25 protein-coding genes are annotated in these 26,503 nt (G+C 59.6%); 11 read left to right on the top strand and 14 right to left on the bottom strand.

Annotation, left to right across the window (positions count from 1 at the left end; all coding sequences use genetic code 11):
• Positions 1-12: 12 nt before the first annotated feature.
• The 12 genes from phhA to pspA all read right to left on the bottom strand — a co-directional run bounded on the left by phhA (position 13) and on the right by pspA (position 11,837).
• Positions 13-807 (bottom strand): phenylalanine 4-monooxygenase, encoded by a 795-nt coding sequence (gene phhA, locus OKC40_RS00960; RefSeq protein WP_270793850.1) that lies wholly within the window; start codon positions 805-807, stop codon positions 13-15.
• A gap of 153 nt (positions 808-960) precedes the next feature.
• Positions 961-2,391 carry a gamma-aminobutyraldehyde dehydrogenase gene (locus OKC40_RS00955; protein WP_075113011.1) on the bottom strand — a complete coding sequence of 477 codons (1,431 nt, stop codon included), beginning with the start codon at positions 2,389-2,391 and terminating at the stop codon, positions 961-963.
• A 29-nt stretch (positions 2,392-2,420) separates the two neighbouring features.
• Complete coding sequence (locus OKC40_RS00950) at positions 2,421-3,248, bottom strand: ABC transporter permease (protein ID WP_270793849.1); 828 nt, start codon at positions 3,246-3,248, stop codon at positions 2,421-2,423.
• Positions 3,249-3,283: 35 nt separating this feature from the next.
• A complete protein-coding gene (locus tag OKC40_RS00945) occupies positions 3,284-4,252 on the bottom strand; it encodes an ABC transporter permease (protein WP_042083340.1) in 969 nt (322 codons plus the stop codon).
• Positions 4,249-5,262: an ABC transporter ATP-binding protein gene (locus OKC40_RS00940; RefSeq protein WP_042062240.1), complete on the bottom strand. Its 1,014-nt coding sequence runs from the start codon at positions 5,260-5,262 to the stop codon at positions 4,249-4,251. Before OKC40_RS00940 ends, OKC40_RS00945 begins: the two co-directional genes overlap by 4 nt.
• A gap of 142 nt (positions 5,263-5,404) precedes the next feature.
• Positions 5,405-6,550, bottom strand: a complete 1,146-nt coding sequence (locus tag OKC40_RS00935) for an ABC transporter substrate-binding protein (protein ID WP_042657598.1) — start codon at positions 6,548-6,550, stop codon at positions 5,405-5,407.
• Positions 6,551-6,747: 197 nt separating this feature from the next.
• Positions 6,748-7,671 (bottom strand): LysR family transcriptional regulator, encoded by a 924-nt coding sequence (locus OKC40_RS00930; RefSeq protein ID WP_270793848.1) that lies wholly within the window; start codon positions 7,669-7,671, stop codon positions 6,748-6,750.
• Between the two features lie 191 nt (positions 7,672-7,862).
• Positions 7,863-8,894 (bottom strand): YcjF family protein, encoded by a 1,032-nt coding sequence (locus OKC40_RS00925; RefSeq protein ID WP_270793847.1) that lies wholly within the window; start codon positions 8,892-8,894, stop codon positions 7,863-7,865.
• Positions 8,895-8,959: 65 nt separating this feature from the next.
• The gene (locus tag OKC40_RS00920; protein ID WP_270793846.1) at positions 8,960-10,366 is read right to left on the bottom strand and encodes a YcjX family protein; all 1,407 of its coding nucleotides are present in this window, start codon (positions 10,364-10,366) and stop codon (positions 8,960-8,962) included.
• A gap of 143 nt (positions 10,367-10,509) precedes the next feature.
• On the bottom strand, positions 10,510-10,914 hold the full coding sequence (gene pspC / locus OKC40_RS00915) for an envelope stress response membrane protein PspC (RefSeq protein WP_021231384.1): 405 nt from the start codon (positions 10,912-10,914) through the stop codon (positions 10,510-10,512).
• Complete coding sequence (pspB, locus tag OKC40_RS00910; RefSeq protein WP_005333672.1) at positions 10,911-11,147, bottom strand: envelope stress response membrane protein PspB; 237 nt, start codon at positions 11,145-11,147, stop codon at positions 10,911-10,913. Before pspB ends, pspC begins: the two co-directional genes overlap by 4 nt.
• Before the next feature lie 3 nt (positions 11,148-11,150).
• The gene (gene pspA / locus OKC40_RS00905; protein ID WP_064341193.1) at positions 11,151-11,837 is read right to left on the bottom strand and encodes a phage shock protein PspA; all 687 of its coding nucleotides are present in this window, start codon (positions 11,835-11,837) and stop codon (positions 11,151-11,153) included.
• Between the two features lie 196 nt (positions 11,838-12,033).
• On the opposite strand from pspA, the gene pspF reads away from it, so the two are divergent.
• The 7 genes from pspF (at position 12,034) to OKC40_RS00870 (ending at position 18,600) form a co-directional block, all read left to right on the top strand.
• Positions 12,034-13,062 (top strand): phage shock protein operon transcriptional activator, encoded by a 1,029-nt coding sequence (pspF, locus tag OKC40_RS00900; RefSeq protein ID WP_270793845.1) that lies wholly within the window; start codon positions 12,034-12,036, stop codon positions 13,060-13,062.
• Positions 13,063-13,170: 108 nt separating this feature from the next.
• Entirely contained in the window at positions 13,171-14,766 is a 1,596-nt protein-coding gene (gene sapA, locus OKC40_RS00895; RefSeq protein ID WP_206901962.1) for an ABC transporter substrate-binding protein SapA, read from the top strand.
• A 2-nt stretch (positions 14,767-14,768) separates the two neighbouring features.
• Entirely contained in the window at positions 14,769-15,728 is a 960-nt protein-coding gene (locus OKC40_RS00890; protein WP_042657605.1) for an ABC transporter permease, read from the top strand.
• A 35-nt stretch (positions 15,729-15,763) separates the two neighbouring features.
• Positions 15,764-16,657 (top strand): ABC transporter permease subunit, encoded by an 894-nt coding sequence (locus OKC40_RS00885; RefSeq protein WP_042657606.1) that lies wholly within the window; start codon positions 15,764-15,766, stop codon positions 16,655-16,657.
• Entirely contained in the window at positions 16,657-16,782 is a 126-nt protein-coding gene (locus tag OKC40_RS00880; RefSeq protein ID WP_267967772.1) for a hypothetical protein, read from the top strand. The genes OKC40_RS00885 and OKC40_RS00880 overlap by 1 nt, the downstream gene beginning before the upstream one ends.
• Positions 16,782-17,780 (top strand): peptide ABC transporter ATP-binding protein, encoded by a 999-nt coding sequence (locus OKC40_RS00875; RefSeq protein WP_042657607.1) that lies wholly within the window; start codon positions 16,782-16,784, stop codon positions 17,778-17,780. Before OKC40_RS00880 ends, OKC40_RS00875 begins: the two co-directional genes overlap by 1 nt.
• A 34-nt stretch (positions 17,781-17,814) precedes the next feature.
• Positions 17,815-18,600, top strand: a complete 786-nt coding sequence (locus OKC40_RS00870) for a peptide ABC transporter ATP-binding protein (protein WP_163130476.1) — start codon at positions 17,815-17,817, stop codon at positions 18,598-18,600.
• 108 nt (positions 18,601-18,708) lie between these two features.
• On the opposite strand, the gene htpG is transcribed toward OKC40_RS00870, so the two are convergent.
• Positions 18,709-20,622, bottom strand: a complete 1,914-nt coding sequence (gene htpG, locus OKC40_RS00865; protein ID WP_270793844.1) for a molecular chaperone HtpG — start codon at positions 20,620-20,622, stop codon at positions 18,709-18,711.
• A 178-nt stretch (positions 20,623-20,800) separates the two neighbouring features.
• Positions 20,801-21,403, bottom strand: a complete 603-nt coding sequence (recR, locus tag OKC40_RS00860) for a recombination mediator RecR (protein WP_042062229.1) — start codon at positions 21,401-21,403, stop codon at positions 20,801-20,803.
• Between the two features lie 854 nt (positions 21,404-22,257).
• On the opposite strand from recR, the gene OKC40_RS00855 reads away from it, so the two are divergent.
• The 4 genes from OKC40_RS00855 to OKC40_RS00840 are packed head-to-tail and all read left to right on the top strand — an operon-like array spanning position 22,258 to position 26,402.
• A complete protein-coding gene (locus OKC40_RS00855; protein WP_232099076.1) occupies positions 22,258-22,848 on the top strand; it encodes a restriction endonuclease subunit S in 591 nt (196 codons plus the stop codon).
• 50 nt (positions 22,849-22,898) lie between these two features.
• Complete coding sequence (locus tag OKC40_RS00850) at positions 22,899-24,422, top strand: type I restriction-modification system subunit M (RefSeq protein ID WP_005344794.1); 1,524 nt, start codon at positions 22,899-22,901, stop codon at positions 24,420-24,422.
• Positions 24,412-25,707 (top strand): restriction endonuclease subunit S, encoded by a 1,296-nt coding sequence (locus OKC40_RS00845; protein ID WP_005344795.1) that lies wholly within the window; start codon positions 24,412-24,414, stop codon positions 25,705-25,707. The genes OKC40_RS00850 and OKC40_RS00845 overlap by 11 nt, the downstream gene beginning before the upstream one ends.
• Positions 25,704-26,402: a UPF0149 family protein gene (locus OKC40_RS00840; protein WP_111809645.1), complete on the top strand. Its 699-nt coding sequence runs from the start codon at positions 25,704-25,706 to the stop codon at positions 26,400-26,402. The genes OKC40_RS00845 and OKC40_RS00840 overlap by 4 nt, the downstream gene beginning before the upstream one ends.
• Positions 26,403-26,503: the final 101 nt, after the last annotated feature.

The following is a 26,503-nucleotide window of genomic DNA, read 5'->3' as shown; positions in this document are numbered from 1 at the left end:
ATTTGCCTGTGGTCAGCTCGCCTGCTTGCCGCTGGCAACCTCAAAGTGCGGCGGATAGAGGCCAAGCCGACTGGCCTCAGTCAGAGCTGCCATGATCTGCTCCCCGGTCAGCCGATAGAGATGATCGAGACTCGGTAGCACAAAATAGGTGGGCTGCATGATGTCGATGCGATACGGGGTGCGCAGCACGGTCAGCAGATCGAAAGATTGCAGCAGCGGCTGGCCGGAGAGGGCATAAGCAGTCTCGCCGATGGAGGAGAGAATACCGCCGCCATAGATACGCAGCCCGTCAGGTGTCGCCAGCAGGCCAAACTCCACGGTGAACCAGTAGAGCCGTGCCAGAGAGACCCGCTGCTCCTTGCTCGCCTGCTGCCCCAATTGACCGTAGAGGTGGGTGAAGTGGGCAAAGGCCGGATTGGTCAACATGGCGCAGTGGCCGAAGATCTCGTGAAAAATATCGGGCTCCTGCAGGTAGTCGAGCTCGTCCCGCCGCCGGATAAAGGTCGCTACCGGAAACTGGCGGTTGGCCAGCAGGGCAAAGAAGCGATCGAACGAGATAAGCGCAGGCACCGCCGCCACCAACCAGCCGGTCGCAGGCTGCAAGACGGCGTTGATCTCGGCCAGCTGGGGGATGCGATCACGGGGCAGCCCCAGTCTGTCGAGACCGGCCAGATACTCGTCACACCCCTTGCCATCGAGAGCGGCGAACTGACGTTCGATCAGGATCTGCCAGGTGCCATGCTCCTCGTTACTGTAGTGGATCACCCCGTCAGCATCCGGCTGGTGGGCGGTGTAAAAGGTTGCCATAGCGGTTCCATCCTCTGGCGCCACATCAAGGCGCCTTGCCGTTTCATCACGGTTTCACTGTAACGAAATGGCAACAAAAAAAGCAGCCGACCCATGAGTCGGCTGCCTGAAACAGTTGTAAATAAATTGTGACAATCCGTTAACCAATCCCCACTACAGCTTGACCATGATATGACGCGGCACCGTGTAATCCTCCAGCGCATAGAGGGAGAGATCCTTGCCGTAGCCCGACATCTTCATACCGCCGTGGGGCATCTCGGAGGTGAGCATGAAGTGGGTGTTGATCCAGGTGCAGCCGTACTGCAGGTGGCTGGCCACCTTGCTGGCGAGGCTCAAATCCCGGGTCCAGACCGACGAGGCGAGACCATAGTCCGAGTCGTTGGCCCACTGCACCACCTGCTCGGCGTCGCTGAAACGGGTCACCGACACCACGGGGCCAAACACCTCGCGCCGCACGATCTCATCCTCCTGACGGGCCCCGACAATCAGGGTCGGCTCAAAGAAGAAGCCGTTGCCGGGGCGGATCTTGCCCCCCGCCGTCACCTCCACATGACCGCTGCTCTGGGCCCGCTCGACAAAGCTGGCGACCCGGTTGCGCTGCCTGTCCGAGATGAGCGGCCCCATCTCGACCCCCTCCTCGTACTGGCTGCCCACCTTGATGGAGGCCACCGCCTCGGTCATGGCCGCGACGAACTTGTCGTAGATTTTGCCCTGGGCATAGATACGGCAGGCAGCGGTGCAATCTTGCCCTGCATTGTAGAAACCGAAGGTGCGAATACCCGCCACCACCGCCTCCAGATCCGCATCGTCGAAGATGATCACCGGCGCCTTGCCCCCCAGTTCAAGGTGGGTGCGCTTCATGGTACGGGCAGCACTTTGCAGGATCTTCTGGCCGGTGGCGATATCGCCGGTGAGCGACACCATCCGCACCAGCGGGTGCTCCACCAGCGGCGCCCCCACGCTTTCACCCCGGCCGCAGATGACGTTGATAACGCCGCGCGGGAAGATCTCGCTGGCCAGCTCGGCAAGACGCAAGGCGGTGAGCGGGGTCTGCTCGGAAGGTTTGAGCACCACCGTATTGCCCGCCGCCAGCACCGGCGCCATCTTCCAGGCAGCCATCATCAGCGGGTAGTTCCAGGGGGCGATACTGCCCACCACCCCGATGGGATCGCGGCGGATCATGCTGGTGTGCCCCTCGATATACTCCCCCGCCAGCGGCCCTTGCAGGCAACGGGCCGCCCCGGCAAAGAAGCGGAAGCAGTCCACCACCGCAGGCAACTCGTCATTGAGTACCGCCAGATAGGGTTTGCCGCAGTTGAGGGATTCCAGCGCCGCGAACTCCTCTGCGTGGCGCTCGACGAGATCCGCCAGACGCAGCAGCAGGTTGCTGCGCTGGGCCGGGGTGGTGCGGCTCCACTGGGCGAAGGCGCGCTGGGCACCGTTCACCGCCCGGTTCACCTGTTCGAACGAAGCTTCCGGCACGGCGGCGATCTGCTCGCCGTTGGCCGGGTTGAGAATGGGTTCGGCCTGACCCTCGCCGGTCACAAACTGGCCATCAATCAAGAGTTGGGTAGAGAGTTTCATGGTTGCATCCTTGCGCACGCGTTGAGTCATCATTTGCCACTGCCTGCGACATCGTGGGTGTCGCGAGTGAGGTAGTAGGCAAGCAAAATGGGGATAGTGGTGAAAGCCACTATGATGAGGGCCACCACGTTGGTGACCGGCCTGTCTCGGGGGCGGATCAGCTCCTGATACATCCAGATGGGCAACGTGGTCTGCTGGCCCGCCGTGAAGGTAGTAACGATCACTTCGTCAAAACTCAGGGCAAAGGCCAGCATGCCCCCCGCCAGCAGCGCCGTAGCCAGATTGGGCAGGATCACGTAGCGCAGGGTCTGGAAGCCGTCGGCCCCGAGATCCATCGACGCCTCGATGAGGCTCTGGTTGGTGCGGCGAAAACGGGCCAGCGCATTGTTGTAGACCACCACCACACAGAAGGTGGCGTGGCCGATAACGATGGTCCAGAAGCTGAACGGGATCTCCATCAAGCCGTAGGCCGAGCGCAGCGCGATACCGGTGACGATGCCAGGCAGCGCGATGGGCAGCACCAGCAAGAGCGACACCACCTCCTGACCGAAGAAGCGGCTGCGGGCAATGGCCCCTGCCGCCAACGTGCCGAGGATCATGGCCGCCAGTGTCGCCAGCCCCGCTACCTCCAGCGACAACTGGATGGCACGCCACACATCGGGACGATTGAGGGTCACCTCGAACCATTTGAGGGTGAGCCCGGGGGGCGGAAACTGGTAACTCTTGCTCTCGCTGGTGAAGGCGTAGAGGAAGATAAACAGAATGGGAAAGTGCAGGAACAAGAGCCCGCCGATGGCGGCGTACTTGAGCAGGCCCGTAGGGCGCTCTCCCTGACTGATCACAGAGCTAGCTGACATGACGGCCTCCTTGCTGCCGGTTCAAAGCGATAGGGTCAAAGCGCATCAAAAGCCCCCAGTCGTTTTGCAATCGCCAGATAGATGGCGATGATAAGGATCGGCACCAGCGAGAAGGCGGCGGCGAAGGGCAGATTGCCCGCCGTTCCCTGCTGCATGTAGACCACCTGACCGATATACATGGTCGAGTTGCCGATAATGCCGGGGATGATGTAATCACCGAGGGTCAGCGAGAAGGTGAAAATGGATCCCGCCACCACACCGGGCAACGCCAGCGGCAGGATCAGATTGCGAAAAGTCTGGGCGGGTGTCGCCCCCAGATCGCTACTCGCCTCCAAGAGGGATCGCGGAATACGCTCCACCGCCGCCTGAATGGGCAGGATCATGAAGGGCAGCCAGACATAGACGAACACGATAAAGGTGCCGAGCCGCGAGAAGGAGAGCGACGGCCCCCCGATGACTGGCAGGGAGAGGATGGCATCCAGCAGCCACTCCAGCCCCATGCTGTCGGCCAGCCAGCTCACCACCCCCTCCTTGGCCAAAATAAGCTTCCAGGCATAGACCCGCACCAGATAGCTGGACCAGAGCGGCAGCATGATCCCCACATAGAACAGCGCCCGGGTCTTGCCACTGGTGTAACGTGCCATGTAGTAAGCAACCGGAAAACCGAGCAGGGCGCAGGCCAAGGTCACCAGCAGCGACATGCCGACGGTGCGGCCGATCACATCCAGATTCTCAGGTCGCAACAGGGCAACGAAGTTTTGCAGCCCCAGCTCATGGCGCACCTGACCGCTGAACTCGTCCAGCCCGAACAGGGAGTTGGAGAGCAGCATCAGCAAGGAGCCGACATAGATGATGCCGAGCCACAGCAGCGGCGGCCCCAGCAGGATCGCCAGCAGCAGGCCGGGTCGGCCATAGAGCAGGGTCGAGAGGCGCCGTAGCGGCCTGAAACGGGCAGGGTCGGGCTGATGGTTCATGGCAAGACTCGCACTGTGAGGGGCACTCATGGCTGCGCCCCTTGATGAGTGGCGCTCAGGCGATGGATGGCCTGCTCCGGCCAGCTGAGGCTGACCTGGGTACCACGGCTCAGGCGGGCCTGCCCCTCATTGGGATGGTTGACGATGATCTCGATCTGCTCCCCGAGGCTGACTCGATAACGGACGAAGGGGCCCAGATACTCCACTTCACGGATCTCCCCCGACCAGCCCGGCGTGCCCGCCTCACTGAGCCGGATCCGCTCCGGGCGCACCATCATCTGGCTGCCGTCGCCGCACAGCCGTCTGGCCTGCTCTCCTTCGAACAGATTGACGGTGCCGACGAAGCGAGCCACAAACGGCGTCGCCGGGGCGTCGTAGATGGTATCGGGCGCGGCGATCTGCTCAATCTTGCCCTGACTGAAGATGCAGATCCGGTCGCTCATGGAGAGCGCCTCTTGCTGATCGTGGGTGACGAAGATAAAGGTGATGCCAAGCTGACGTTGCAGCGCCTTGAGCTCAAGCTGCATCTGCTCGCGCAGCTTGAGATCGAGGGCCCCCAGCGGCTCATCCAGCAGCAGGATGCGCGGCTGGTTGATGAGGGCCCGGGCGATGGCGATACGCTGGCGCTGGCCGCCGGAGAGCTGGCTCGGGCGGCGCTTGCCGACCCCGGGCAATCGCACCAGCTCCAGCATCTCGTCCACCTTGCGGTAGCGCTGTGCCTTGGCGACCCCCTTGAGCATCAGGCCATAGCCGATGTTGTCGCGCACATCCATGTTGGGAAACAGGGCATAGTCCTGAAACACCGTGTTGAGGTTGCGATCATAGGGCGGCACGGTGGAGCAGGGTTCACCAAACAGGCGGATCTCCCCGTCGCTCGGATACTCGAAGCCCGCAATCATCCGCAGGCAGGTGGTCTTGCCGGAACCGCTCGGCCCCAGCAAGGTAAAAAATTCCCCGGAGGGGATCTGGAAAGAGATGTCATCGACCGCCTTCACCTCGCCATAGTGGCGGCTGACCCGGTCAAATTGTACGGCGTTCATGGGGCGTCCTTGTCTGTGCAGGGATGGGCCGGACTCCTGTCCGGCCCGCTTGATTATCCGGTCTCGACGGTTGTGCAGAGGAGGCTAGCTCCTCTGCCGTGATCAAGGTAGCAGCCGTGGCTGCCACCCTACTCACCCCGCCTTAGCGACCACCCAGAATGGCGATATAGTCGGAAACCCAGCGGTAATAGGGCACACAGGTTCCCTGGCTCTTGCACTGGGAGACCGGAGTGCGCCAGAAACGAACCCGATCGAAGTTGTCGATACCGTTGGTTTTGCACCCGGTCGGGCCAAGCAGGGCATTGCCCTCGCAGGCGGCAGGCACCACAGGCACCGAGCCAAACCAGGAGGCGAGATCCCCCTGCAACTTGTTGTTCAGGGAGTGCTCCAGCCACTTGTAAGCACAGGTGAGGTTCTTGGCATCGCTGTGCACCATGCTGGTATCGGCCCAACCGGTGACCCCCTCTTTAGGCACAGTGGTGGCAATGGGCTGCTTGTCGGCAATCAGGGTATTGGCCTGGAACGGCCAGGAGCCAGAGGCAACCACCCCTTCATTCTTGAAATCATCGATTTGAACGAAAGCATCATGCCAGTAGCGTCCCACCAGCTGGCGCTGCTTGCGCAGCAGATCGAGAGAGGCCTTGTACTGATCCTCGTTCAGCTCGTAAGGGTCTTTGATACCAAGGGCGGGCTGATGGGTCATCAGATAGAGAGCCGCGTCTGCAATATGGATCGGGCCGTCAAAGGCCTGTACCCGCCCCTTGTTGGACTTGCCATCCGCCAGGGTCTGCTCCTCGAACACCACGTTCCAGGAATCCGGTGCCTTGGGGAACACCTTGGTGTTGTACATCAGGATATTACCACCCCACTGGTAGGGCACGCCGTAGTGCTTGCCATCCACCGTGTGCCAGGGGGCATTTTGCAGCCGGGGATCAATCTTGCTGTAACTCGGAATGAGCGCCAGATTAAGCGGCTGCACCTTGCCACCGGCAATCAGGCGCAGGCTGGCATCGCCGGAGGCGGTCACCAGGTCGAAGCCCCCCTCGTTCATCAACGCCACCATCTCGTCCGAGGTGGCCGCCGTCTTGACGCTCACCTTGCAGCCGGTCTCTTTTTCGAAGCCGGTCACCCAGTCGTAGTTCTTGTCGGTCTCGCCACGTTCGACGTAGCCAGCCCAGGCCACGATATTGAGCTGGCCTTCACCCTTGCCGAGCTCGGTCGGGGCAGCCTGGGTCTGGCCTGCCAGCAGCGCCGGAACAAGAGCCAGCATCAGAGGGGTCAATTTCATCATGCACTCCTTGCATTGTGTTGACTTGCATCAGGTGAGGGAACGCCGCCGTAGACGTTAACATCCTGTTAACCAGCAATGAGCTTAGGGGAGTGGCAATACGATGAATATTTCAATTTTTGGTGGCTCAGGTATCAGCTAAATAGATATCGAGTGCAGATGAATCTGATTTTTGGTGGCAACTCCGTGAAAGATGGCTAGCGAGGAAGCGCCTGACGGGCCCGCAACCGGCTCTGATCCCGCGCAATATCGATAAATTCCCGCGCCGTCCAATCCAGCCGAGAACCACGGCGCCACACCAGCCCGATATCGATGGCGGGAATGGGCTCCTTGATGGGGCGCGCCTCGACCCGCTCCTGCTCCAGCGACCATGGGCGATAGGCAAAATCGGGCAGCAGGGCAACCCCGAGCTGGCTGGCGACCAGACTGCGCACCGCCTCCACCGACGCGGTGCGCAGCACGATACGGGGAGAGATGCCGTAGCGGCGCAGGCCACCCCCGATGATCTGATCGAGCTGATCGGCAGTCAGCGAGATCATCGGCTCCTCCCCCAGTGCCATCAGGGAGAGGGTCGACTCGGCACAGAGCGGGTGGTTGGCGGCCAGCCAGAGCCGCAGCGGCGAGCGGGTCAGCAACTCGGTATCAAACGCCTCTTGGCGGATGGTACGGTTGGTCATCAGGATCCCCACATCCACCTCGCCGTTGACGATCTGATGCTCCAGAAAAGGCTGTTCATCCTCCTTCACCTCGATCTGTACCGCCGGAAAGGCGCGGCGAAAGCGGCCGAGCGCCTCCGACAGGTAGTAACCCGCCACCAGGGTAGTCACGCCGATAGTGAGTCGCCCCTGATCCTGCTGGGCCACCGCTTTGAGGGAGTGGCTCGCCTCGGTCATGGCGCCGAGAATGCGGCGGGCGTGGAGCAAAAACTGGTGGCCCTGGGTGGTGAGGGTGACGCCGCGCGGATTGCGCTCGAATAGCGGGGCGCCCAGCTCGGTCTCCAGCTCGCGAATGGCGCTGGTGACCGCCGACTGGGAGATATGCAACTCGGCGGCGGCGCGACTCACTGAAAAGCTGTCGGCCACGGCCACGAAATAACGGATCTGGCGAAAGGTAAAGTTCATCGGGCATCCTTGCCGATTAGTACGATTGGTGTGATTGATACGATTGACTGCCAGCTTAACCGTAAACGGGCGCCTCGCCAAAGTCGGCACAATGCTGGCAACTCAATGATCTGCCGATTAAAACCATGCCCCTGCGGCTTGGCGAACACAACAGGGGCATGGGTCATAGCAGCAAGGTGCAGATAGGGCTATCAGGATTTGTTGAGATACCCCGCCAGCTGGCCGATCAGCCGCTTGCGCAGCTCACCGAGTTTCGGCTTCTCGTCCGCACACCAGGGCAGCGGGCGGCACGCTTCGATGGTGCGCAGGCCAAGGCGGGCGGTGAGCAGCCCAGCTCCCACCCCCTGTGCGGCGCGGGCGGAGAGCTTGGCGGTGAGCTCGGCCCCCAGCAAGTCCATCCCCACCTCGGTCACCAGCTCGGTGGCACCTGCGTAGAGCATGTTGCGAAACACCTGACGGATCAGACGAATGCGGCTCCAGTAGCCAAGCTCGATGGCGTAGACATCGGCGATATCCTCGATCATCCGCAGGTTACGCCACAGCATCAGCATCATATCGACGGTGGCGAGCGGGCTCAGCGCCACCAGCACCGCGGCCTCCCCCGACCATTTGGCGACCCGCGCCTGTGCCAGCTTGTCGCGCTCGCTCAGCACCAGCTGACTGTAGAGGGTGAGCACCTCCCGATCGCTGTGGCTCTCGTCGAGCTGGGCCAGCCAGGTTTGATACCCCTCGCACCCCTTGTCGCCACTTTTGACCGCCAGCCCTTCACAAAAGGCCTGCCCCTGCCCGACTCCCTGATGGGCCAGCAGATCTTCTGCCCGCGAGCGCACATCCTGACGCCGCTTGAGGGTACGCAGCCGCAGCCACTCGCGCCCCACCACGCTGGCGGTGCCCGCCACCACCAGCGCCGAGGCCGCCAGCCAGGCGCTGCCCCAGAGCGGGGTGGTGAGAAATTGATCGTAAAGAAAGGCGCCATATTGGCCCAAGGAGAGTAAACCGACCGCCCCCAGCCCCCACGCCAGTAGCCGGTGGCGGCGACGCGGTTTGCTGACGAGGGCGCTCTCCACCTCGGTGAACTCGTCCAGCTCATCGAGGCGCTCGAAACTCGCCTCCTCCAGTCGCTGGGCCGGTGCGGGCGGGCGCTCGTCACTGGCCACCGTCAAGGCAGGCTCAAGGATCACCTTGCCCTGCAACGGTGGCCGCTCTTTTATCTGATCGTTCATCGCCTTGTTCTCCTGAAAACAGTCTCCTGTGTGCAGCGCAGGAAACAACCCCGAGCCGCACACCGTTATTCGAGGTGATCCCCGAGCAGAAACTCCAGCGCCGCATCGAGCCGGATATGGGGCAGCGCCTGATGGGCGCTCATGGGCATGGGGCGAAACGCCTGAAAATCAAAGCCCTGACTGTTCCACCACTGCGCAGGGGGAATATGGAGTGGCACCTCCCCCGGGAACAGCAGCAGCGATTCACCGCTCAGGCTGGTGCCACGGATGGCGGGGAACTCGCGGCCATTGGCCACCCCCTTGCCCACCTCGGTCGCCTTGATGGCGGCGAGCGCCAGACACTCGGTGGTGATCCCCTCGAAACGGGCCTGACCGCGGCCGCTGCGCACCAGATGCTGGAGCAGGGAGACCATGGGCGCATGCTGCTCGGGGGTGACGTGATCGGCCTTGCTCGCCACAAACAGCAATTTGTCGATACGGGGCGAGAAGAGTCGTCGCCACCAGTTGCTTTTGCCGTAGGCAAAGCTCTCCATGATGCGGGCGATGGCCTGCTGCATGTCGCCAAAGCTGGCCGCGCCAGCGTTGAGGGGCTGCAGGCAGTCCACCAGCACGATCTGGCGATCAAAGCCGGCAAAGTGCTGCTGATAAAAGCCCTGCACCAGATGCTGTTTGTACTGCTCGAAGCGCTGCTTGAGGGTGGCGTAGAGGGTGCCATCGGCGGGTTCGCTGGCAGGCATCTCCCACACCCAGGGGACAAATTGCAGCATGGGGGCACCGGCATACTCCCCCGGCAAGACGAAGCGGCCGGGCTGGATCAGGTGCAATCCCAGCTCTTGTTTGCAGGCGTGCAGGTAGGCGGTGTAGCGCTCGGCCAGCTCCGCCACCGGCCGCTCTTCGAAGCGCTGATCGGCCTGCCATCCGGGGGTCAGCCAGCTGGCGGCGAGCGCTTGCAGCTCGGGGCGACGAAGTTGCTCGCGCACCTGTTCGCTCCACTGCTCGTAGCTCATCTCCAGCAGCGGCAAGTCGAGCAACCACTCTCCAGGGTAGTCCACCAGATCCACGTAAAGGGTGGAGATCTCCCCCAGATGCTTGCGCAGGGGATGACGGGTGCGATAGCGAATTTCGAGGCGCACCTCGGCCACGCCGCGGGTAGGCTCGGGCCAGGCCGGTGGATCGCCAAACAGGGAGTCGAGGCCACGTTCGTAGGCAAAGGTGGGAATATGGGCATTGATCTGCGGCACCCGGCGGGCACCGAGGATGCGCCCCTGACGCAGGGCATCCCACAACGGCAAACGGCCATCGATGGCCGCGTGTTCCAGCTGGTTGACCAGCGCCGTGATAAAGGCGGTCTTGCCGCTGCGAGAGAGGCCGGTCACCGCCAGCCGGATATGGCGATCCCGCACCCGGTTCACCACGTCGTTCGCCTTGTGTTGCAGGCGAGTCAACTTCTGTTCCAGTTTATTGAGTATCAAGGCTTGATCCGTTCTCCCTTGGTGATTGCATCCGGCGTGTTTGGCCGTGCGATAGTCGACCGGTTATCCACGTCTGGATAGTTGGTGTCGATGGTGGCGCATCACAAAAGGCGCCACCATCGACATTGGTGCTTCAGCAAGCACTACAGCTTGCGAAATTCCCGCTGCAGGGTGAACTCCCTGGAGGTCACCAGCTTCTCGATCCGCTGCACTCTGGGCTCCAGCGCGTCAAGTTCCTGCGCGATACGGCCCAGCGCCTGATGAGGGGTGACACCTGCCTGCCAGCTGCGCGCCTTCATCCGCACCTCGGCAAAATCGGCATCCTCTTGCGAATAGAGGGTGACCGGCTTTTTGTCGAGCAAGAACCAGGCGGCAATATAGGCGGTGAAGGTGATAAAACCGGCGAAGATAAGGCCACTGATGGCCAACAGCCGCACGATCCAGGTCTCCACCCCGAAGTACTCTGCCAAACCGGCACAGATCCCGGCTATCTTGCCGCGCTGGGGATCCCGATAGAGGTTACGCCCTTCACGACTGACGCTGCTCATACCTTGTTCCTCCAACCGGGTACTTCCGCATCCAGAATCGATTCCAGCGCGCCTACTCGCTCCTGCATCTTCTCGGTGCGAGCCAGCAGCCCTTGCAGTTGTTCGCGCTCGCTATCGGCAAGACCGGCGCCAATCCGCCCCTTGGCACGATAGTGCAGCACCAGCCAGATGGGGGCCACCACCACCATGAAGACCACCATGGGAACCATCAATACGCCCAGCAGATCTTCCATCTGTTACTCCCCCTGTTTACCTTCGCTCTTGCTGTCGCCCTGGCCCAGCTTCTGGCGCATCGCTTCCAGCTCTTTGCTTATCTGATCGTCCACTTCCAGCTCGGCAAACTGCTGCGCCAGCGCCTTGTCGGACTGACCCAGATCGGCGCGCGCTTCCATTTCGTCGATACGACGCTCCATCCGCTCGAACTTGCTCACCACCGCCTGGCTCTCGCCACGGGCTACCTGGCTCTGCACATTGAGACGGCTGCTGGCCGCTTCGGTGCGAATGGCCATCGCCTTTTGACGGGCGCGGGCATCTTCCAGCTTGGCTTCGAGCTGGCGGATCTCTTCACCCAGCTTCTCGATGCCGCTATCGACCGCTTGCTGCTCGCGATAGAGGGTCTCTGACAACTCGGTCTGCTTTTTCTTCTCGATCAGGGCGGCGCGGGCCAGATCTTCACGACCCTTGGTCAGGGCCAGCTCGGCCTTGGCCTGCCACTCGTCGACCCGCTCCTGATGACGGGCGACCTGACGGCCAATCTCTTTCTGGCTGGCGAGGAAGCGGGCCAGATTGGAGCGCTCCTTGACCAGTTCGTCCTCCATCTCCTGGATGATCAGGCGCACCATCTTCTGGGGATCTTCTGCCTTGTCGAGCAGGGCCGTCAGGTTGGAATTGATGATGTCGGCCAGACGGGAAAAAATACTCATGATTGCACTCCTGTTATTGGCATGGCGTTGTTTCTCCATTGACAATGGCAACTTGTGTGCCAATCTGGAACAAAATTTAACTTGTTGATTTATATGGGGCAGAATAGCCGGATTGCAAGATGCCTCGCGCAAGTGATGATTAAAATCACCAACTTTTGGTAAGATTGACCAGCTTTTACAACTGACAGGGATCACTATGACCACGGCCACGGAAAGCCTGCTGGGGGAATCCAACGCATTTCTCGAGATCATTGAGCAGGCCTCACGGCTCGCCCCGCTGCGCAAACCCGTGCTGATCATCGGTGAGCGGGGGACGGGCAAGGAGCTGATCGCCCACCGCCTACATTATCTCTCGGCGCGCTGGGATCAAAGCTTTGTCACCATCAACTGCGCCACCCTGAGCGAGAGCCTGCTGGAGACCGAGCTGTTCGGACACGAGGCGGGCTCCTTTACCGGCGCGGCCAAGCGCCATCAGGGCCGCTTCGAGCGGGCCGATGGCGGCACCCTGTTCCTCGACGAGCTGGCCACCACCAGCGCCCGGGTGCAGGAGAAGCTGCTGCGGGTCATCGAGTATGGCGAATTTGAGCGGGTGGGCGGGGCCAAGCCCCTCAGGGTGGATGTGCGGCTGGTTTGCGCCACCAACGAAGATCTCCCTGCGCTGGCCGACAAGGGGCAGTTTCGCCACGATCTGCTCGACCGGCTCGCATTTGATGTGATCACCCTCCCCCCTTTGCGGGAGCGGCGGGAAGATATCCTGATGCTGGCGGAGCACTTCGCCCACAGCATGACCCGGGAGCTGGGCTATCCGCTGTTTGCCGGTTTCTCGCGCAAGGCAACCCAGTTGCTGCTCGATTACCACTGGCCTGGCAACGTGCGGGAGCTGAAAAACGTGGTGGAGCGCAGCATCTATCGTCAGGGCAATCCCCAGTTGCCGCTCTCGACCCTGGTGATCAACCCGTTTGATTCCCCCTGGCGACCACAGGCCTCGCAACCTGCGCAAGAGGCCCGAAGCGAGGTACAATCTGCATCCCCCCTCACCCTGCCGCTCGATCTCAAGCAGGCGGTGGCGGAGTACGAGATTAATTTACTCAAGCAAGCGATGCAGCAATCCCAGTATAATCAGCGCAAAGCCGCTCAACTGCTGGCCTTAAGCTATCACCAGTTCCGTGGCATGCTACGCAAATATCAGCTGCTGGATGGCGATAACGATGCAGAACAAGAGTGAAGGAGCGCGGTTGATGCCGACTCCAGCAACACGCCAGCCCTCGCGCTGGCACATTTGTATCAAAACGTGCGTACAAAGCCCCTATAAGAACATGGTTCAACAATGAGAATGCTCACACCCTTGCTGCTGGGTCTGCTGGTGCTGGTCACCGGCTGCCAGAAGCAACCCGAGGCCTCCAAAACCGGACTCATCTATTGTGCTGAGGGCTCCCCCCTCTCCTTCAATCCCCATGTTTCCAACTCCGGGGTGACACTTGATGCCAGTGCCCGTCCGCTCTACGACCGCCTGTTGGAGGTGAACCCCAACACCCTGGCGCTGGAGCCGGCACTCGCCACCAACTGGCATGTCAGCGAGGATGGCCTCACCTATACCCTGACCCTGCGCAAGGGGGTGACGTTTCACCATACCCCCTGGTTCAAGCCCACCCGCACTTTCAATGCCGATGACGTGGTCTTCACCTATGCCCGCCAGCTGGACGAGCAGCACCCCTACCACAATGTCTCCGGCGGCGATTACCCCTACTTCTACAGCCTGGGGCAAGATCTGCTGATCAAGCGGGTGAGCAAGAAGGGGCCGCAGACGGTGGTGTTCGAGCTGAACCAGCCGAACGCCTCCTTCCTCGCCACCCTGGCCAGCGACTATGCGGTGATCCTCTCCGCCGAATACGCCGAGCAGATGTTGCAGGCGGGCACGCCAGCCCTGCTGGATAGCCGCCCCATCGGCACCGGGCCGTTCAGCTTCAAGGAGTATCGCCACAACGAGTTCATCCGCTATCTGCGCCATCCCGGCTACTGGGGCGGCGATGCCAAGATTGAACAGCTGGTCTACGACATCACCCCCAAATCCGCCAAACGGCTGGCCAAGCTGCTGACCGGCGAGTGCGACGTGATGAGCACCCCTTCCGCCAGCCAGCTCTCGGTGATCAAGCAAAATCCGGCGCTGAGCCTCTCGGTCCAGTCGGGGATGAACGTGGCCTTTTTGGCCCTCAATACCCGCAAGCCGCCGTTCAACAACGTCAAGGTGCGGCAGGCCATTGCCAGCGCCATCAATATCGACAACCTGTTGCAGGCGGTCTATTTCGATACCGGTCTGCCCGCCAACAGCCTGCTGCCCCCCCTCTCATGGGGTTACAACCCCAGCCTGCCCGAGCGCAAGCCCGACCTGAAACGGGCGCGCCAGCTGCTCAAGGAGGCGGGACTGGAGAAAGGGTTCGAGATGCAGGTGCTGGTACAACCGGACGCCCGCCCCTACAACCCGGATGCGGTCAAGACCGCCCAGCTGATCCGCAGTGATCTGGCCAAAGTCGGGATCAAGCTCAAGATCGTGCAACGGGAGTGGCCGGTGATCGAAGGCCGTCTCACCAAGGGGCAGTACGACAGCCTGCTCTCCGGCTGGATTGCCGACAACGCCGACCCGGACAACTTCTTCCGCCAGCTGCTGAGCTGCTCGGCGGTGGAGCGGGGCAACAACTACAGCCGCTGGTGCAGCCCGGCCTTCGACCAGCTGCTGGATGATGCGGTCACCACGCCCCAGCTCTCATTCCGGCTGCGCAACTACTACTATGCCCAGACCCTGCTCAACGAACAGCTGCCGCTGATCCCGCTGGCGCACGCCTTGCGTACCCAGGTCAGCCGCAGCGACATCGAGGGGCTGACGCTGATGCCCTTTGGCGGCACCTCCTTCAACCAGGCTCACAGGGAGTAAGCATGCTTCTATACACCTTGCGCCGCATCAACCTGCTGCTCATCACCCTGCTGGCGCTAACCTTTGTCGCCTACCTGCTGGACTATCGGCTGATCGGCCATCAGATCAGCTTCTGGAGCGGTTATCCCGACTTCCTGCGCCGCATTTTCGCAGGCGACCTGGGGCTCTCCAGCGTCTCCGGGCTGCCGGTGCTGGACGAGATCCGCCACTACTTCCCGGCGACCCTGATCCTCTGTCTGGCGGCTTTCGCCATCTCGCTGCTGGTAGGCATTCCTCTCGGTACCCTGGCGGCCCTGTCACAGGGCAAGACGCTGGATCTCTCCATCATGACCGCCGGTCTTATCGGCTATGCGGTGCCGGTGTTCTGGCTGGCGCTGCTGGTGGTGATGCTCTTTTCGCTAGACCTTGGCTGGTTACCGGCATCGGGTCAGATCAGCCTGCTCTACGACGTGCCCCCCATCACGGGGATCGCGGTGATCGATGTGCTGCTCAGCCACGAGCCCTGGCGGCAAGCGGCGCTGCACGATGCCCTGCGCCACCTGATCCTCCCGTCACTGGTGCTGGCGGTGGTGCCCACCACCGAGGTGATCCGCCATGTGCGCAGCTCCCTCATCGACGTGATGAAGCAGAACTACATCAAGGCGGCGGCGAGCCGGGGGCTTTCCAAGGCGCAGATCGTCTGGCGCCATGGTCTCAAGAACGCTCTGCCGCCGGTACTACCGCTGCTGGGTCTGCAACTGGGCAGCGTGCTCACCTCCGCCATGATCACCGAGGTGGTGTTCGAGTGGCACGGGATCGGCCGCTGGCTCATCAGCAGCATCGCCCTGCAGGATTACGCCGCCATTCGTGGTGCCACCCTGGTGGTCGCCAGTTTCGTGATCCTGACCAGCGTCAGCACCGAGTTGCTGACCACCCTTATCTATCCGGCACGGCGCAAAGAGTTGTATGCCAAACAAGATTGAACGCGCTCATGGCGTGACCAAGAGCCAGGTATCCTATGCAAGATAAATCGAACATCTATCCCGAGCTCAAGATCCTCTCGCCCCTTGAGCAGACGTGGGCCTCCTACAGCCGCAATCCGCTGGCCATGGCCGGGCTCTGGTGCTTTTTGCTGTTGCTGCTCATCACGCTGGTAGGGCCGCTGGTCGTCCCCTACGGCATCGATGAACAGCATGCCGACAAGCTGCTGCTGGCCCCCTCCTGGGCGGCGACCGGCAATATCGACTACTTCCTCGGCACCGACGATCTGGGGCGCGACATGCTCTCCCGGCTGGTGGTGGGGGCACGTCTCACCTTCGGTTACGCACTGGTCGTGGTGGTGATCGCCATGGTGGTGGGCTCCGCCATCGGTATCCTCGGCGGCATGAGCAAGGGGCTCAAATCGAGCGTGCTGCACCACCTGCTCGATACCCTGCTCTCCATCCCCTCCCTGCTGATGGCCATCATCATGGTCGCCATCATGGGGCCGGGTTTTGGCAATACCCTGATTGCCATTACGCTCGCGTTGATCCCGCCCTTTATCCGGGCCACCTACAACGCGGTGCATGCCGAAATGCAGAAGGAGTACATCACCGCCAGCCGCCTCGATGGCTCCCCTCCCTTCAGGATCATGCGGCTGGCTATTTTGCCCAACATTGTCGAGACCCTGGTGGCCCAGACCACCCGCACCTTGTCGGCAGCCATTCTCGATATCTCGGCGGTCGGGTTTCTTGGCCTCGGCGCCCAGTCTCCCCAACCGGAATGGGGCACCATGCTGGCCGACTCGAGCGACCTTATCTATCTCGCCCCCTGGACCGTCACCCTGCCCGGCATCGCCATTCTGTTTAGCGTGCTGGTGACCAATTTAGTTGGTGAAGGCATTCGCGAAGCACTCAAAGAGGGGAACGACTGATGCAGCGCGCTCTGTCGAAGATAAACATGTTCACCCTTGGCCGCTGTTCATTCCTGGACGGCGTGCTGGTCACCAATCTGGTCGGTGAAGGCATTCGTGAAGCACTCAAAGAGGGAAATGACTGATGCCTCTGCTCGACATACGCAATCTCACCATCGAGATAGATACCCCGCAAGGCAAGGTCAAGGCGGTGGACAAGGTGAGCCTGACCCTGACCGAGGGGGAGATCCGCGGTCTGGTGGGTGAATCCGGCTCAGGCAAGAGTCTGGTGGCCAAGGTGATCGTCGGTATCGAGAAGGATAACTGGACGGTACGTGCCGACCGGATGCGCTTCAACGACATGGATCTGCTGACCATGGCCCCCAAGGAGCGCCGCCGCATCATGGGTCGCGAGATCGCCATGATTTTTCAGGATCCCATCAGCTGTCTCGACCCCTCCGAGGAGATCGGCACCCAGCTGGAAGAGGCGATCCCGACCGATTCGTTCGAGGGGCAATTCTGGCAGCGCTTCCAGTGGCGCAAGAAGAAGGCCATCGCCCTGCTGCACCGGGTCGGCGTCAAGGATCACCGCAAGGTGATGCGCGCCTATCCCCACGAGCTGTCGGATGGCATGTGCCAGAAGGTGATGATCGCCATGGCCATTGCCAACAAGCCGCGCCTGCTGGTGGCCGATGAGCCCACCAGCGCCATGGAGTCCACCACCCACTCCCAGATCCTGCGACTGCTGGACAAGATGAACAAGCTGGGCAACACCACCATCCTGATCATCAGTAACGACATCGCAGCGATCGCCAACCTGACCGACACCATCAACGTGATGTACTGCGGCCAGATGGTGGAAGTGGGCACCCGGGAGCAGATCCTCGAGACGCCACACCACCCCTATACCGATGCCCTGCTCAAATCGATCCCCGACTTTGACAAGCTGGTGCGCCACAAGTCGCGCCTCGAAACCCTGCCCGGCGTCATCCCGCCGCTGCAACACCTGCCCATCGGCTGCCGTCTGGGGCCACGCTGCCCCTACGCCCAGAAGCAGTGCGTGCAGACCCCGCTGATGAACAAGATCAAGGGCCATCAGTTCAGCTGTCACTTCCCGCTGAACATGGAGGAGCCGAAAAAATGATGACCGTTAATGCCCCCATGAAGGAGCCCCGCTTGTGATCGAGCCATCCCTGTTGCAGGTCAGAGGCCTTAGCAAAACCTACCAGAACCGCACCGGTCTGTTCCGTCGTCAGGCGGTGGAGGCGATCAAGCCCCTCTCGTTCGATCTCGACGTGGGCCAGACCCTCGCCATCGTCGGCGAAGCGGGCTCCGGCAAGAGTACCCTCGCCCGCATTCTGGCTGGCATGATCGAACCCACCAGCGGCGACATTGCCATCGACGGCCAGCTGATGGTGCACGGCGATTACCAGACTCGCTGCAAACTGCTGCGGATGATTTTTCAGGATCCCAATACTTCGCTGAACCGCAAGATCCGGGTCGGCCAGATCCTGGAAACCCCGCTGCGCCTCAACACCGAGATGACCGAGGAGGAGCGCCGCGAGAAGGTGGTGCAGACCCTGCGCATGGTGGGGATGCTGCCGGATCACGCCCTCTTCTACCCGCAGATGCTCTCCTCCGGTCAGCAGCAGCGGGTTGCGCTGGCGCGGGCGCTGATCCTCAACCCCAAGATCGTGGTGGCCGATGAGGCGCTCTCTACTCTGGATATCTCGGTGCGCTCGCAGATCATCAACCTGCTGCTGGAGATGCAGGAGACCATGGGGCTCAGCTATGTGCTGGTGGCCAACGATCTGGGCATCGTCAGCCACATCAGCGACGAGGTGCTGGTGATGCACGAAGGTCGGGTGGTAGAGCGCGGCAAGACCCTCAAGGTGTTTGCCGACCCCCAGCATGAAGTGACCCGACGCCTCATCCAGAACTACAACAACGAATACCGCAAATAGAGAGGCACTCTGGCCGCCACCCTTTTGCCGCTGTTTTCGCCGCGCTCACAAGGCGGGATCAAAAAAGCCCACTGCATGCAGTGGGCTTTTTGTTATCGGAGTTGCGGCTTAGGCTTGCAGCAACAGACGGTTGATGCGGGAGACGAAGCTCGCCGGATCGTTCAGCCCGCCCTGTTCGGCCAGCTGGGCCTGTTCGTGCAGCAGGGTGACCCACTCGCCGAACAGTGCCTCGTCTTCGATGGTGTCGAGTTTCTTCACCAGCGCGTGGTCGGGGTTCAGCTCCAGAATGTACTTCTGCTCCGGTACCGGCTGACCGGCGGCGCGCATCAGCTTGATCATCTGGGTGCTCATGCCGTAAGCGTCGGTGACGATGCAAGAGGGTGAATCGGTCAGACGGTGGGTGACGCGCACCTCTTTCACCGCTTCGCCGAGGCTCTTCTTGACCCGCTCCACCAGACCGGCGTTGGCCTTCTCGGCCTCTTCCTGGGCCTGCTTGGAGGCTTCGTCTTCCAGATCGCCGAGATCCAGTTCGCCACGGGTGACGGAGATGAGCTGCTTGCCGTCGAACTCGGTCAGGTGGCTCATCAGCCACTCATCGACACGCTCCCACATCAGCAGCACTTCGACACCCTTCTTGCGGAAGATCTCGAGGTGCGGGCTGTTCTTGGCAGCGGCATAGGAGTCAGCAGTGATGTAGTAGATCTTCTGCTGGCCTTCCTTCATGCGGCCAACGTAATCCTCGAGAGAGACTGTCTGGGCTTCGCCCTCGCCCGCGGTGCTGGCAAAGCGCAGCAGTTTGGCGATCTCTTCGCGGTTGGCGTAATCCTCGGCCGGGCCCTCTTTGAGCACGTTACCGAACTCTTTCCAGAACTTGGCGTACTTCTCGGCATCATCCTTGGCCAGCTTGGAGAGCATGGTCAGCACGCGCTTGGAGCACGCCTTGCGCAGGGAGGCGGTCACCTTGTTGTCCTGCAGGATTTCACGACTGACGTTGAGCGGCAGATCGTTGGAGTCCAGCACCCCTTTGACGAAACGCAGGTAGGTCGGCATAAACTGCTCGGCGTCATCCATGATGAAGACGCGCTGCACGTAGAGCTTCAGACCGTGCTTCTGCTCGCGGTTGTAGAGGTCGAACGGTGCGCGGGCCGGTACGTAGAGCAGGCTGGTGTACTCCTGCGCCCCTTCCACCCGGTTGTGACCCCACAGCAGCGGATCTTCGAAGTCGTGAGCGACGTGCTTGTAGAACTCCTGATACTCCTCGTCCTTGATATCTTTAGGGTTGCGGGTCCACAGTGCGGTCGCGCGGTTGACCTGCCCCCACTCGCCCGGAGTGCCGACGATGGTTTCGCCATCCTCTTCCCGATCCGGCGTGCCCTCTTTGAACATCTCGACAGGCACGCTGATGTGATCGGAGTATTTGCTGACCACGGAGCGCAGACGCCAGTCGTCGAGGAACTCTTCTTCCTCGGCACGCAGGTGCAGGATGACGTCGGTACCGCGACCCTCTTTGGTCACGTCAGCCACGGTGAAGGAGCCTTCCCCTTCCGATTCCCACTGCACGCCCTGACCCGGCTCGGTACCCGCAGCGCGGGAGACCACGGTCACCTTGTCGGCCACGATGAAGGCAGAGTAGAAACCGACCCCGAACTGACCGATTAGCTGGGAATCGCGCCCCTGATCACCGGAGAGGTTCTTGAAAAATTCGGCGGTGCCGGACTTGGCAATGGTACCCAGGTGCTCGATCACCTGATCACGGGTCATACCGATCCCGTTATCGGAGATGGTCAGGGTACGCTTCTCTTTGTCCACCACCAGACGCACACGCAACTGGCCGTCGTTTTCGAACAAAGAGGCATCGGAAAGCGCCTTGAAGCGCAGCTTGTCCGCCGCATCGGATGCGTTGGAGATCAGCTCGCGCAGGAATACTTCTTTGTTGGAGTAGAGGCTGTGAGCCATCAGGCTCAGCAGTTGTTTGACTTCAGTCTGAAAGCCGTGGGTTTCGGCATGAACACTTTGGGTCATGGACCAATCCTCAGAAACATCGGGTTGAACATATGCCCAACCTAGATGGGGACGGCCAATCAAATATCAAGGGGCGAGTGTGCAATCCTGCTCACTCGCCCCTTTAAATCCGCTCAAACGGCTATTTATTGCCCAGCTCACCCCCTGTTTATGCGGGGTAGCAGGCAGGCTCGCCTTGCTATTTCAAGCGTTGGCGCCCCATCAGAGAGTGGGACAGCGTGGTGCCATCTACCAGCTCCAGCTCGCCCCCTACCGGCACCCCGTGGGCGATACGGCTCACCTCTACCCCGGCATGGCGGGCCATGTCGGCGATATACCAGGCGGTGGCATCCCCCTCGATGGTGGGATTGGTGGCGAGGATCAGCTCGCTGATGTGCTCATCCTTCAACCGGCGCTCGAGAATATCGAGCCCCAGCTCCTCTGGGCCGATGCCGTCCAGCGGCGACAGATGGCCCATCAGCACGAAGTAGCGACCGGAGAACTGGCCGGTCTGCTCGATGGCGGCCACGTCCGCCGGGCTCTCCACCACACAGAGCAGGCCATTCTCTTCCCGCTTGGGATTGGCGCAAATATCGCAGCGATCGTTCTCGGTAAAGGTGCGGCAGTGGCTGCAATGACCAATCTCGGTCAGGGCACGAGAGAGCAGCTGGGCCAGACGCAAACCGCCGCTGCGCTCACGCTCGAGCAAGGTAAAGGCCATCCGCTGGGCAGACTTGGGCCCCACCCCCGGCAATACCTGCAGGGCTTTCATCATCTCATCGAGCAGGGGACTGAACTTCATAACACTCCTTACACAGGCCTGCCCCTCGCTACCACCAGGGCCACGACGGGTCAGCAAAACAGGATAACGCCATTGGCGCAGGACTATACCCGAGCCAGCCCCCCATCGCCATCGGCTTGCCCACAGCGCCCGCGAAAAACGCGGATAGCAAAAAGCCCTGATGGAAACATCAGGGCTTTCAATCTGGCAGTACACTGTACCGGTGAACGTCAGATCCGCGCCGACAAGCCACAGAACTATTCGGCATTGCCGCTTTTATATCCCGAGCAAGCGACTCAGTGCAGACTGGGCGAGGGTTTTCACTCTGCCCTGCCAACACCACATCAGGATGGCGCTTAAAAACAAAAAACCGACCATCAGGTCGGTTTTTGCAATTTGGCGGTGAGGGAGGGATTCGAACCCTCATTCTCACATGTTGCAGCACAAATATAACCTTCAATTTCAATAACTTACGCAATTATCGGCAGCTATAAAAGCTATGTAATTGTCTCAGGTAATTGCTATGAGACTTATTGTGCTTTTATATAGAAAATTAATTAAATGTCAACCACATAGGTTGTGGCAATTCACTGCGTTGTTGATCACGGACAATTAAGTTGGAAACCGACAATTGAGTTGGAAACTCAACGGCCCTGCAACAGCAGGGCCTTTTTATTTTTTGCGGTGATTAACTGTAATTAAATTACAAAATGATCTCGGTTGGATCTTTCAGGCAGGTCAGGGTCTGCCTCTTGTCAATGGCACACATAAAAGCATCATTCCTATTGATGCAAAAATAATGGGCGTTGATATTGACTCAATAGCGTCAGATGCGACACACTGTAACTGCATCATTAACGATGAAGAGATTTTTTGTGAAGCTGAACCATATTGCCACCATCAGTGCTGGGCACCCCTATCGCGGCAAGATCCCGGAGATCGATTCCGGCAGCATGGCCGTGGTGCAGATGAGAGATGCCTCGCCAGAAGGGGGGGTTGACTGGTCTGCCTGCCTTCGTTCTGAGCCTACCAGCAAGAAGGAGCCTGACTGGCTGCAAACCGGCGATATCTTGGTGGCGGCCCGTGGCAGCACTAACTATGCCGTGCTGGTTGATACCGGGCTTGCACCATTGCCCGCCGTAGCCGCCCCTCACTTCTATGTGGTGCGGTTGCATAGCGAGGCGCTCAGTCCCGAATTTCTGGCCTGGCAGCTCAATCAGTCCCCTTGCCAGCGCTACTTCGAGCTTCACGCCGAAGGCAGCGCTGCCAAAAGTATTCGTCGTCAGGTGTTGGCGGAGACCCCCATCGGCATCCCATCTCTTGCGAGACAAGTAGCCATCATGAAGATGGTCAACATCCTGCGTGAAGAGCGACGTCTGACGCAACAACTGCAACGCAACGGCGAGCAGATGATGCAGGCCATCGCTGCCAGCCTGCTCGAACAATCCGATCAGCAACCGAAATAGTTTTGCTGAGCAGCCCATTTTTCCAAGAAATACCCAAGGAATTGTGACTTATGACTACCTCGATAAACCAGGACGATATCAACAAGGCCCTCTGGTCTGCCTGTGATACCTTTCGCGGCACTGTCAGCCCTGATACCTATAAAGACTTCGTGCTCACCATGCTGTTCCTGAAATACATCTCCGATGTCTGGCAGGATCACTACGATGGCTACAAGGCCGAATATGGCGATGAGCCGGAGCTCATTGAAGAGATGCTCAAAAACGAGCGTTTCGTGCTGCCCAAACAGGCCAGCTTCTACAGCCTGTTCGAGCGTCGTCACGAGCCGGGCAACGGCGAGCGGATCGATCAGGCGCTGCACGCCATCGAAGAGGCCAATGGCACCAAGCTCAAAGACGCGGGCAAGAGCGTGTTTCAGGACATCAGCTTCAATACCGACCGCCTCGGCGAAGAGAAACAGAAGAACACCATACTGCGCCATCTGATGGAAGACTTTGCCAAGGATGAGCTCAACCTCAAACCGAGTCGGGTCGGCACCCTGGATGTGATCGGCAACGCCTATGAGTACCTTATCAAAAACTTCGCCGCCAGCGGCGGCCAGAAGGCGGGTGAGTTCTATACCCCGCCCGAAGTCTCCGATCTCATTGCCGAGCTGCTGGAGCCGATGCCGGGCGACACCATTTGCGATCCGGCCTGTGGCTCGGGGTCACTGTTGATGAAGTGCGGCCGCAAGGTGGTGGCAAACCATGGCGAGAAGCACTACGCCCTCTATGGGCAGGAGGCCATCGGCTCTACCTGGTCGTTGGCCAAGATGAACATGTTCCTGCACGGGGAAGACAACCACAAGATTGAGTGGGGCGACACCATCCGCAACCCCAAGTTGCTGGATAAAAACGGTGATCTGATGCGCTTTGATATCGTGACCGCCAACCCACCCTTTTCGCTGGATAAATGGGGTTATGAGGAAGCGGGGAACGATAAGTTCGGTCGCTTCAAGCGCGGGCTGCCGCCCAAAACCAAGGGGGATTTCGCCTTTATCCTCCATATGATTGAGACCCTCAAACCCAAGAGTGGTCGCATGGGGGTCGTGGTGCCCCACGGCGTGCTGTTCCGGGGGTCGAGCGAGGGCAAGATCCGTCAGCAGCTGATCGACGAGAACCTGCTCGATGCGGTGATCGGCCTGCCAGAGAAGCTCTTTTATGGCACCGGTATCCCCGCCGCCATTCTGATCTTTAAAAAGCAGAAGGTGGACGACAATGTGCTGTTTATCGACGCCAGCCGTGAGTTCAAGGCGGGTAAAAACCAGAACCTGCTGAGCGCGGACAATATCGCCAAGATTGTCGCTACCTATCGCAACGGCGGCAATGTCGATAAATACGCCTACCTTGCCTCGCTCAAAGAGATCAAGGAGAACGACTACAACCTCAATATCCCCCGCTATGTGGATACCTTCGAGGAGGAAGCCGAGATCGATCTGCTGGCGGTGCGAGCCGAGCGCGAACAACTGAAAACCCAACTAGCCGAGCTGGAAACCGAGATGGCCAAGTATCTGGAGGAGCTCGGTTATGGTGCCTAAAGGATGGCTTTCTACGACTATTGATGATGCAAAGATAAAGGTTATTGATGGAGACAGGGGTAAAGAATACCCAAAATCCACTGACTTTTTGGAAGCTGGATATTGTTTGTTTTTGAGTGCTAAAAACGTTACTAAATCAGGCTTTCTGTTCGATGAATTGCAGTTCATCAATAAGGATAAAGACCAAAAACTTAGGAAAGGTCGGGTTGAACGAGGCAATATCGTACTTACCACCAGAGGTAGTGTTGGTCAATTTGCGTATTTTGATGACTCGGTTCCATATGATGTGATGCGCATTAACTCAGGCATGGTAGTGATTGACTCCTCCCAATCGGAACTTTCAGCAAGATTTCTTTATGCTCTATGTCGATCGTCCATTGTTGCAAAGCAGATCGATGCTGCATCCTTTGGATCTGCGCAGCCTCAATTGACTGTTGGCATCATAAAAGGAATTAAGTTACCTGTTCCACCACTCCCAGAACAAAAGAAAATCGCCAAAATTCTCTCCACTTGGGATAAGGCGATCAGCACCACCGAGCAACTGCTGGCCAATAGCCAGCAGCAGAAAAAGGCGCTGATGCAGCAACTGCTCACCGGCAAAAAACGCCTGCTGGATAACAATGGGATAAAGCCTCGAGTATCAAAAACTCCATATGCGACCCTTCCATGTGATTGGGGGGAGATCGCCATGGAAGAGGTTTCCTCATTCATCACCAAAGGGGCAACCCCTACTACCTACGGTTTTGATTGGCAAGATACAGGCATACCTTTTCTTCGTAGTGAATGTGTTGGAGAAGATGGTTTTAAAGAGTCAGGCCTCGCTTTTATCTGTGATGAGGCTCATGAAGCTATGAAACGCTCAAAAGTATTTACTGGCGATCTCTTAATCACAATTACGGGAAATGTAGGCCGGGTTTGTAAGCTGCCAGACCATATTTGTGAGGCCAATATTAACCAACACATAGCAAAAATCACGTTGAATGCTCAACAGGTAAATACTGATTTTATTTACCACTGTTTGCGAGATATCAAGTATAGAAACTACTTTGAACGTATTACAACAGGACAAGCATATCCACAAATCAGTTTGGTACAGGTTCGAGATATTGTGATACCGCTGCCTTCTCGTGAAGAACAGCAGAAAATTGCCAACGTTCTCTCCATAGCCGATAAAGAAATTACCGCCCTGCAACAGAAACTCGATGCCCTAAAGCAGGAGAAAAAAGCCTTGATGCAGCAACTGCTAACCGGCAAGCGCCGGGTCAAGGTGGAAGTGGCCGCATGAAAAAAGTGACCCTTCACCCCATGACCGAGGCCGACGTTGAGTGGCTGGAGCAGCGGTTGATGGAGTATGGCAATGACGACTCGATGCTGAGTCTGTCGGCCCTCGACGGCTTTCTGACCGCCGTGCTCTCCGGCCCCGAGCTGGTATCACCCAGCCAGTGGTGGCCGGTGCTCTGGGGCGGCATGCCCCCCGAGTGGTCATCCGAGCGGGAGATGAAACGGGCGCTGGACCTTATCATGGGCCATATGAATATTCTGGCCCATACCCTCTGTTATCAGCCCGAGCACTTTATCCCTGTGTTGATGGTCAATCTTTTCGAAGAACAAGAGATCTGCAACGCCGAGGAGTGGTGCTTTGGCTATCTGCGTGGCATGGCGCTGGGGAACTGGCCAGCCTTGCCAGAGGAGCTGGATACCTGGCTTGAGGTGATCCGCCTGCATGGCAGCGATGACCAATTGCCACTGCTTGCCAGCCTGTCGCTACCGGAACATCAACAGAGCGTGGCCGAAGTGGGCCCTGCCGCGTTGAAATTGCACGCCTATTTTCTCGCACAACGGGGGCCAAACAGGGGGCCAAACAGCGGGCCTGTCGCGGTGCCATCGGTGAAACCGGCCAAGGCCCCTGCCAAGGTCGGGCGCAATGACCCCTGCCCCTGTGGCAGCGGCAAGAAGTTCAAGCAGTGCTGTTTGCACTGATCATGCGCTCGGCCCATGCTCGTCCCCTCAGTGAGGGTGACGGCCAGGCGAATGGCGAGCCTTGGTTGCATCGCATCACCATAAAAATTAAATAAGATAAA

Source organism: Aeromonas sp. QDB11 (assembly GCF_027705265.1).
GTDB classification, from domain to species: Bacteria; Pseudomonadota; Gammaproteobacteria; order Enterobacterales; family Aeromonadaceae; genus Aeromonas; species Aeromonas allosaccharophila.
Note: the sequence above shows the minus strand (reverse complement) of the source record. Positions and strands in the feature narration are given on the sequence as shown.